Origin of the sequence: Enterobacter cloacae complex sp. CDL013 (genome assembly GCF_049238805.1) — a bacterium.
GTDB lineage: Bacteria > Pseudomonadota > Gammaproteobacteria > Enterobacterales > Enterobacteriaceae > Enterobacter > Enterobacter hormaechei_C.
Genome location: NZ_JBMKGT010000004.1, coordinates 463,252 through 472,227 on the forward strand (window position 1 = coordinate 463,252; position 8,976 = coordinate 472,227).

Annotated in this window: 9 protein-coding genes and 1 tRNA gene; 7 read left to right on the forward strand and 3 right to left on the reverse strand. The window is 54.5% G+C overall.

Annotated features, from left to right (window positions below; genetic code table 11):
* Nucleotides 1-6 precede the first annotated feature (6 nt).
* Nucleotides 7-471 (reverse strand): FxsA family protein, encoded by a 465-nt coding sequence (locus ACOTXD_RS10565; RefSeq protein ID WP_003855925.1) that lies wholly within the window; start codon nt 469-471, stop codon nt 7-9.
* 335 nt (nt 472-806) lie between these two features.
* On the opposite strand from ACOTXD_RS10565, the gene aspA reads away from it, so the two are divergent.
* The 5 genes from aspA to ACOTXD_RS10590 all read left to right on the forward strand — a co-directional run bounded on the left by aspA (nt 807) and on the right by ACOTXD_RS10590 (nt 6,408).
* On the forward strand, nt 807-2,243 hold the full coding sequence (gene aspA, locus ACOTXD_RS10570; RefSeq protein ID WP_003855923.1) for an aspartate ammonia-lyase: 1,437 nt from the start codon (nt 807-809) through the stop codon (nt 2,241-2,243).
* A gap of 116 nt (nt 2,244-2,359) precedes the next feature.
* Entirely contained in the window at nt 2,360-3,661 is a 1,302-nt protein-coding gene (locus ACOTXD_RS10575) for an anaerobic C4-dicarboxylate transporter (RefSeq protein ID WP_003855921.1), read from the forward strand.
* 113 nt (nt 3,662-3,774) lie between these two features.
* Nucleotides 3,775-4,098 carry a divalent cation tolerance protein CutA gene (cutA, locus tag ACOTXD_RS10580; protein ID WP_003855908.1) on the forward strand — a complete coding sequence of 108 codons (324 nt, stop codon included), beginning with the start codon at nt 3,775-3,777 and terminating at the stop codon, nt 4,096-4,098.
* A complete protein-coding gene (locus tag ACOTXD_RS10585; RefSeq protein ID WP_032661210.1) occupies nt 4,074-5,783 on the forward strand; it encodes a protein-disulfide reductase DsbD in 1,710 nt (569 codons plus the stop codon). The genes cutA and ACOTXD_RS10585 overlap by 25 nt, the downstream gene beginning before the upstream one ends.
* Before the next feature lie 49 nt (nt 5,784-5,832).
* Complete coding sequence (locus ACOTXD_RS10590) at nt 5,833-6,408, forward strand: transcriptional regulator (RefSeq protein WP_003855905.1); 576 nt, start codon at nt 5,833-5,835, stop codon at nt 6,406-6,408.
* Here ACOTXD_RS10590 and ACOTXD_RS10595 read toward each other — a convergent pair.
* Together ACOTXD_RS10595 and ACOTXD_RS10600 are read right to left on the reverse strand one after the other, a co-directional pair.
* On the reverse strand, nt 6,405-6,995 hold the full coding sequence (locus tag ACOTXD_RS10595; protein ID WP_003855903.1) for a LysE family translocator: 591 nt from the start codon (nt 6,993-6,995) through the stop codon (nt 6,405-6,407). The genes ACOTXD_RS10590 and ACOTXD_RS10595 overlap by 4 nt on opposite strands.
* 37 nt (nt 6,996-7,032) lie before the next feature.
* On the reverse strand, nt 7,033-7,878 hold the full coding sequence (locus ACOTXD_RS10600) for an AraC family transcriptional regulator (protein WP_003855901.1): 846 nt from the start codon (nt 7,876-7,878) through the stop codon (nt 7,033-7,035).
* A gap of 169 nt (nt 7,879-8,047) precedes the next feature.
* Here ACOTXD_RS10600 and ACOTXD_RS10605 point away from each other — a divergent pair.
* Nucleotides 8,048-8,123, forward strand: a tRNA-Phe gene (locus tag ACOTXD_RS10605).
* Nucleotides 8,124-8,236: 113 nt separating this feature from the next.
* Nucleotides 8,237-8,857, forward strand: coding sequence for a DUF2238 domain-containing protein (locus ACOTXD_RS10610; RefSeq protein ID WP_032608268.1), 621 nt, complete (start codon nt 8,237-8,239; stop codon nt 8,855-8,857).
* Nucleotides 8,858-8,976 lie beyond the last annotated feature (119 nt).

The window sequence follows — 8,976 nt, forward strand, 5'->3', positions numbered from 1 at the left end:
AGAAACTCACCGATCGTCTTTATGATCTAACCGGTCGCGCTGCTCATCCTTACGCTGGTATTCCCCTTCAAAGGTATCCCCCGGGCCGGTGCTGAAACCACCGCCTGGCATACGGCTGAAACGCAGATGCGGCAGCAGCTTCATGGTCAGGTGCTTCTGCACCGGCGGCAACAGCAACAGCAGGCCGAGGAAGTCTGTAAAGAAGCCCGGCAGGATCAGCAGCAAACCAGCAATAATCAGCGACACGCTTTTGATCATCTCGGCGGCCGGGCTTTCGCCTGCGGCCATCTTCTGCTGCATTAACAGGAAATTTTTGAAACCCTGATTGCGCACCAGCGACATGCCGATGACGGAGGTGAAGATCACCAGAATCAGCGTCAGCAGGACGCCCAGCACATGGGCAACCTGGATGAAAATCGAAATTTCAATGTAAACATAAAGAAAGAAAGCAATAAATGGTATCCAGCGCACTGGCATCTCCTGTGTGGCAGGCGCCTTCAGGCCCCTGACTGAATGTGTTCGCGAAGCGCGTAGATAAGAGATGGCGACGGTTAGCCAAATTTCAATCGGTTTGCACGGATATTTTTTCTGGAAATATTAAAGCGGTGACATATTTCACAGATTAATAATTATCATGAAATCGGGTCGATAATAAGTGATCCAGCTTACGGCAATTCGCTATCATCAGCATATGATCTCGAACATCTGGCCGATTGAGGGAATAATCGTCGGTCATAAAATATTCAAAACCACATATATACTGTGTGTTTAGTACAATCCATCGGCAGCTTGAAAAGAAGGTTCACATGTTAAACAACATTCGTATCGAAGAAGATTTGTTGGGTACCAGGGAAGTTCCAGCGGATGCCTACTATGGTGTTCACACTCTGAGAGCGATTGAAAACTTCTACATCAGCAACAGCAAAATCAGCGACATCCCTGAATTTGTGCGTGGCATGGTGATGGTAAAAAAAGCCGCGGCTCTGGCGAACAAAGAGCTGCAAACCATTCCTAAAAGCGCTGCAAATGCGATTATCGCCGCGTGCGATGAGGTGCTGAACAACGGCAAATGCATGGATCAGTTCCCGGTCGACGTCTATCAGGGCGGCGCGGGCACCTCTGTCAACATGAACACCAACGAAGTGCTGGCAAACATCGGCCTGGAGCTGATGGGTCATCAGAAAGGTGAATACCAGTACCTGAATCCTAACGACCACGTTAACAAATGTCAGTCCACCAACGACGCCTACCCAACCGGCTTCCGCATCGCGGTGTATGCCTCTGTCGTTAAACTGGTCGACGCGATTAATCAGTTGGGCGATGGCTTCCAGCGTAAAGCCGTTGAGTTCCAGGACATTCTGAAAATGGGCCGTACCCAGTTGCAGGACGCGGTGCCAATGACCCTCGGACAGGAATTCCACGCGTTTAACGTGCTGCTGAACGAAGAGACGAAAAACCTGCTGCGTACGTCCGAACTGCTGCTGGAAGTGAACCTGGGCGCAACCGCCATCGGTACACGCCTGAACACGCCAGATGGCTATCAGCAACTGGCGGTACAGAAGCTGGCTGAAGTGTCCAACCTGCCGGTTGTGCCTGCGGAAGACCTGATTGAAGCTACCTCAGACTGCGGCGCCTACGTGATGGTGCACAGCGCCCTGAAACGTCTGGCGGTGAAACTGTCCAAAATCTGTAACGACCTGCGCCTGCTCTCCTCCGGTCCGCGCGCTGGCCTGAATGAAATCAACCTGCCAGAGTTGCAGGCGGGTTCATCCATCATGCCAGCTAAAGTGAACCCGGTGGTGCCAGAAGTGGTGAACCAGGTTTGCTTCAAGGTTATTGGTAACGATACGACCGTCACCATGGCCTCCGAAGCCGGTCAGCTCCAGCTGAACGTGATGGAGCCGGTGATTGGCCAGGCGATGTTTGAATCTATCCATATTCTGACCAACGCCTGCTACAACCTGCTGGAAAAATGCATTAACGGCATCACCGCGAATAAAGAAGTGTGTGAAGGCTACGTCTATAACTCCATCGGCATCGTCACCTACCTCAACCCCTTCATCGGCCACCACAACGGCGATATCGTCGGGAAGATTTGTGCCGAAACCGGTAAGAGCGTACGTGAGGTGGTTCTCGAGCGAGGATTGTTGACCGAAGCCGAACTGGACGATATCTTCTCCGCCCAGAACCTGATGCACCCGGCATATAAAGCGAAACGATATACCGATGAAAGCGAACAGTAACCGTTCAGGCTAAGCTTCCGAAAGGCACGTCACTTGTGACGTGCCTTTTTTCTTTATGGGCGTTACCAAAACACAACAATTCAATATCAACTTGTTAATGAGCAAGGCAGGTCTTTATGTTTGGAGCAGAACTCGTCATCGTCCTGTTGGCGATTTATTTGGGCGCACGACTCGGGGGAATCGGCATCGGTTTTGCTGGCGGTCTCGGAGTGCTTGTACTTACCCTGATCTTTCAGATTAAACCCGGCGCAATCCCTTTTGACGTTATCGAAATCATCATGGCGGTTATTGCTGCTATCGCGGCCATGCAGGTCGCTGGCGGTATGGACTACCTGGTGAGCCTGGCGGAGCGTATGCTGCGTCGCCATCCGAAATACATCACCTTCCTTGCCCCGCTGGTGACCTGGTTTATGACCATTCTCGCCGGTACTGGCCATACTGCCTTCTCCACGCTGCCGGTCATCACCGAAGTGGCGAAAGAGCAGGGTATTCGCCCGTCTCGCCCTCTTTCTATTGCCGTGGTCGCCTCCCAGATTGCGATTACCGCCTCGCCTATTTCCGCGGCGGTGGTCTTCTTCGCGGGCATCCTTGAGCCAATGGGCGTAAGTTACCTGACGCTGCTGGCAATCTGTATTCCGGTCACGCTGATTGCGGTAATGATCACTGCCGTGCTGTGTAACTTCCTCGGTGCCGAGCTGAAAGACGATCCGGTTTACCAGGAGCGTCTGGCAAAAGGTGAAGTGAGCCTGCGCGGTAGCCAGGTCTTCGAGCTGAAGCCGCATGCAAAACGCTCCGTGCTGCTGTTTCTGATTGGTATCGTCGCCGTGATGTTCTACGCGACCGCCATCAGCGACACGGTAGGTCTGATCCAGAACCCGGTTCTGCCGCGTAACGAAGCCATTGTGGTGTTTATGCTGACCATCGCGACGCTGATCAGCATCACCTGTAAAATCGACACCAGCGAAGTGCTGAACGCCAGCACCTTCAAATCCGGTATGAGCGCCTGCGTGTGCGTGCTGGGCGTGGCGTGGCTCGGTGATACCTTTGTGAAAGCGCACATCAGCGATATCCAGACCGTTGCAGGCGACCTGCTGCACAACTATCCGTGGCTGCTGGCAGTAGTGCTGTTCTTTGCCGCGACGCTGCTGTACTCCCAGGCTGCGACCACCAAAGCGCTGATGCCTGCGGCACTGATGCTGGGCGTGACGCCGCTGACGGCGATTGCCTCTTTTGCAGCGGTTTCCGCCCTGTTCGTGCTGCCAACCTACCCAACCCTGCTGGCCGCAGTTGAGATGGATGACACCGGCTCAACCCGTATTGGTAAGTACGTGTTTAACCACGCGTTCCTCATCCCGGGCGTGGTGGCGATTACGCTCTGCGTGATCCTCGGCTTTATCATCGGCGGCATTGTGCTGTAAACGATTAGCCGTTGTAAAAATAGTTAAAAACGGGCCGCTCTGCGGCCCGTTTCATTAATGACCAACCGCCTTGCGTGATATAGTGAAGACTTTCGTGATGAGGAGGTCGACTTGTGAACACGCCTGATGCTGTTGTTGTACTGTGCACCGCCCCTGATGAAGCTTCTGCCCAGGATCTGGCCGCCAAAGTGCTGGCCGAAAAACTGGCTGCCTGTGTCACGCTTCTTCCCGGCGCCACCTCCCTTTATTACTGGGAAGGCAAGCTGGAGCAAGAGTACGAAGTCCAGATGTTGCTCAAAACCAACCTGACAAACCAGCAGGCGCTCCTCGACTGCCTCAAGTCTCATCATCCATACCAAACCCCGGAGCTGCTGGTGCTGCCAGTGGTCCACGGCGATAACGATTATCTCTCATGGCTCAACGCTTCATTACGCTGATCCTGCTGCTGTGCAGCACGTCAGTTTTTGCCGGGTTGTTTGACGCACCCGGCCGTTCGAACTTTATTCCTGCCGACCAGGCATTCGTTTTCGACTTTCAGCAAAACCAGCACGATCTCAGTCTCACCTGGCAGGTGAAAGAGGGTTACTACCTCTATCGCAAGCAGGTCAGCATCACGCCGACAAAGGCGAACGTCGGCGCATTGCAGATGCCCGCTGGCGTGTGGCACGAGGACGAGTTCTACGGTAAGAGTGAAATTTATCGCCAGCGCTTAAGCGTGCCCGTCACGGTGAACCATGCCGATAAAGGTGCCACATTAACTGTCACCTATCAGGGCTGCGCAGACGCCGGATTCTGTTACCCACCTGAAACAAAGGTCGTTCCGCTTAGCGAAGTGAAAGCCGCTGCCTCCCCTTTCCCCTCAGGGGAGAGGGCCAGGATGAAGGGTGAAGGCGCAGGCGAAGCCACTTCAGACCTTCCGTTCTCAGCAGTTTGGGCGTTATTGATTGGTATCGGCATCGCCTTTACGCCCTGCGTACTGCCTATGTACCCGCTTATCTCTGGCATCGTGCTGGGCGGTAAACAACGCCTTTCCACCGCCCGTGCACTGTTGCTGGCCTTTATCTATGTACAGGGCATGGCGTTAACCTATACGGCGCTCGGCCTCGTGGTCGCCGCTGCCGGGTTGCAGTTCCAGGCCGCCCTTCAGCATCCTTATGTGCTTATCGGACTGTCAGCGGTGTTTATTCTGCTGGCGCTGTCGATGTTTGGCCTGTTCACCCTGCAACTGCCCTCTTCCCTGCAAACCCGTCTGACGCTGATGAGCAACCGTCAGCAGGGTGGCTCTGCGGGCGGCGTGTTCGCCATGGGTGCCATCGCCGGGCTGATTTGCTCCCCCTGCACCACTGCGCCGTTGAGCGCCATCCTGTTATACATTGCTCAGAGCGGCAACCTGTGGCTCGGCGGCGGCACGCTGTACCTCTACGCGCTCGGCATGGGCCTGCCGCTGATCATGGTGACGGTGTTTGGCAATCGTCTGCTGCCGAAAAGCGGTCCGTGGATGGAGACGGTGAAAACCGCGTTTGGTTTTGTCATTCTGGCGCTGCCGGTATTTCTGCTGGAGCGCATCATCGGTGATGTGTGGGGTACACGTCTTTGGGCGATGCTCGGCGTGGCCTTCTTCAGCTGGGCGTTTATCGTGAGTCTGGGGGCGAAGAAACCGTGGATGCGCCTGCTACAGATCCTTCTGCTGGCGGCCGCGCTGGTGAGCGTCCGTCCGCTACAGGACTGGGCGTTTGGCACCCCGGCAGGTCAAACACAGGCTCATCTGAATTTTATACAGATTAAAAACGTGGATGACCTTAACCACGCCCTGGCGCAGGCGAAAGGCAAACCGGTCATGCTCGATCTCTATGCCGACTGGTGCGTGGCCTGCAAAGAGTTTGAAAAATACACCTTCAGCGATCCGCAGGTACAACATGCGCTGAGCGATACCGTTCTGCTCCAGGCGAACGTTACCGCCAACAGCACGCAGGATAAGGCTCTGCTGAAGCAACTTAACGTGCTCGGGTTGCCTACCATCCTGTTCTTCAATGAACAGGGGGAAGAACAGCCGACGCAGCGTGTAACCGGGTTTATGGACGCGACGGCATTCAACGCGCATTTGCGCAATCGCCAACCGTAAACAACACTTTAGACGGGACAAACCGTTGGGAATAGCGGAGGAGATAACCGTGCAACGCGAAGACGTACTGGGACAAGCCCTGCAATTGCTTGAGATTCAAGGGATCGCCAGCACCACGCTTGAGATGGTCGCCGACCGTATCGATTACCCTCTGGATGAACTTAGGCGCTTCTGGCCGGATAAAGAGGCGCTGCTGTACGATGCCCTGCGCTATCTCAGCCAGCAGGTGGATATCTGGCGCAGGCAGCTGATGCTGAATGAAGAACTGACCACCGAGCAAAAGCTGCTGGCGCGCTATACCGCACTGACGGAGTGTGTTACCAACAACCGTTACCCAGGTTGTCTGTTTATCGCCGCCTGCACCTACTATCCGGATCCTGGGCACCCCATCCATCAACTGGCAGATCAGCAAAAACGAGCCGCGCACGAGTTCACACATGAGCTGCTGACCACACTTGAAGTGGATGATCCGGCAATGGTCGCGAAGCAGATGGAGCTGGTGCTGGAAGGTTGCCTGAGCCGCATGCTGGTGAACCGTAGCCAGGCGGATGTGGATACGGCGCACCGTCTGGCGGAAGATATTTTGCGGTTCGCGCAGTGTCGTATGGGTGGTGCACTGACCTAAGCCAGCATTCCCATCCAGGCGGAAATAAACAAACACAGCGCCATCGCGCGCTGAAATCGCACCATCGCCACGGTGGTGCGGAAAATCCGGTTCACCGCCTTCCCCAGCCACGCCCAGCACAACAAACAGACCACGGAGATCGCCAGAAACCATAGCGCCATCAGCGTAATATCCCGTAATGCATGGTCGCTTGCCGGAGCAAACAGGCTGACAACTGCCAGCGCCATCATCCATGTTTTTGGGTTTACAACCTGTAGTAACGCCGCCGCCCGCGCGGTAAATCGGACGTGACTTCTGGAGGAGAGATTCGCGGCCGGGGCGCTAAACAGCTGCCAGCTCATCCAGGAAAGCCACAGCACACCCGCCCAGCTCATTACCTGACGTATCAATGGATACTGGCGTAACACTTCTCCTGCCCCAGCGCCTGAAACCAGAACAATAGCGCTGGCGGCAATACACCCGCCCAGGATCGCAGGAACCGTATTTTTTACGCCAAAGTGCTGACTGTTAGCCAGTACCAGAATGTTGGTTGGCCCCGGTGTAATCGAGGCGACAAATGCAAACAGCAGGAAGGGTAATAAATTCACAGGTGACTCCTTTTTTATTAGAGCCACGAATGTGCCGTTATTTTCTGGAAACGTCTGGAAGGTTTGTGCACAACCGGCGGTAGTGTGCCGGAGAAATACGGTATGCACGCTGGAACCAGCGACCAAGATGGCTTTGATCGGCAAAACCCACTGCCGTCGCAACATCAACAGGCAGTTCCCCACACGCCAGCATCTGTCGGGCCTTTGCCAGTCGCAGCTGGATAAGCCAGGCGTGCGGTGCCAGGTGAAATTCGCGTTTAAAACAGCGGGTGAGGGTAAAGCGATCCGTACCCGTCTCGCGGGCAAGGTCTGATAGCCCCACGTTCTCGCCGATATGCGCATAGAGATAGTCGCGGGCACGATGCGCCACAGCGGAGCTTTGTAATTGCGACGGGAGTTTCTTACGCCAGTGGCAGTGGGTAGTTATCTGAGAGAGCAGGTTATCCATTGTGCTCTGTTGGACGATCTTCATCTCATCGTTATGCAACGAGGCAAATGTATCACCGATAGCGCGCACCAACTGAGGCTCTCGCGTCAGCGTTTGGGCAAAGTGGAGAGTGTAACTCCCGGGAGTAGAGTCATACAGGCCTTGAAGCGTATGGGTGAGCCAGTGTTCATCCAGATAAAAGGTCAGATAAGTAAAGCCGCCCTCTACCGGCGCATCACCGTCATGGATCTCCCCGGGCTCAAGTAAAAAAGCATCGCCCGGCTGGCTACGGTGGCGTTCACGGCGACAGTGGAACTGCTGCGTACCGGAAAGGGTTATTCCGACCAGATAGCTATCATGCCAGTGGGGATCAAAGGCATGTCCTTCGAAATGCGCCTTAATTGTCTCAATACCTGTTTCTGCATGCTGACGCAGCTCAAGCCAGTCGTTTGCCATACTGTCCTCCTCTTACCGTCAGCATTGTCACATCTTGCCTGAACTGTCTGGAAGATTAGTGCAATTCCAGGGCACAAACGGACAGATTGCCGCAAACTTAAGCAGTTGAACAGCTTTTCCCGAAATAATGTTGACGATCGCGCGCGATTGCGGTTTAATGCGCTCCGTTGCCCGGATAGCTCAGTCGGTAGAGCAGGGGATTGAAAATCCCCGTGTCCTTGGTTCGATTCCGAGTCCGGGCACCACTATTTAAAGAACCCAGCCTATGGCTGGGTTTTTGCTTTTCTGTCCCCGCTACGCATTGAATTTTCCCTTCTGTCAGGTAATAGTGATTTTTTTTCCTGACAATGAAAATGATATGACCTTATCTGCTTTAAAAGCCGGGTCACTGCTCCTGCTGATGATCCTGTTTTATACCGGCCTGTTCACGAGCGATCGCGTCACCTGGTTGATGGAGGTGACGCCCGTCATTATCATCATCCCACTTCTGCTTGCCACACACCGGCGATACCCTTTGACTCCCCTTCTCTATACTCTGGTTTTCTTCCACGCCATCATTCTGATGGTTGGTGGAATGTACACCTACGCAAAGGTTCCGGTTGGTTTTGAGGTTCAGGAGATGCTCGGGCTTAGCCGAAATCCGTATGACAAGCTCGGTCACTTCTTCCAGGGGCTGGTTCCCGCACTGGCAGCGCGAGAAATTCTGCTGCGCGGTGGGTATGTTCGTGGACATAAGATGACGGGGTTTCTGGTGTGCTGTGTTGCTCTGGCCATTAGCGCCACCTATGAACTCATTGAGTGGTGGGCTGCTTTGGCGATGGGACAGGGTGCGGATGATTTTCTGGGGACGCAGGGCGATCCATGGGATACCCAGTCTGATATGTTTTGCGCGCTGCTTGGTGCGTTAACGACGGTGCTGATCCTTGGGCGTTTCCATCAGCGGCAATTGCGTCGTTTGAATGTGGATAGTGCGCTCTGAGTTGCCGGATGGCGGCTTCGCCTTACGGCCTGCCGTTTTTCAGCAAACCAACGCAAAAAGGCCATCCTTGCGGATGGCCTCTTCACTTGTTTGATGCCTGGCAGTTCCCTACTCTCACA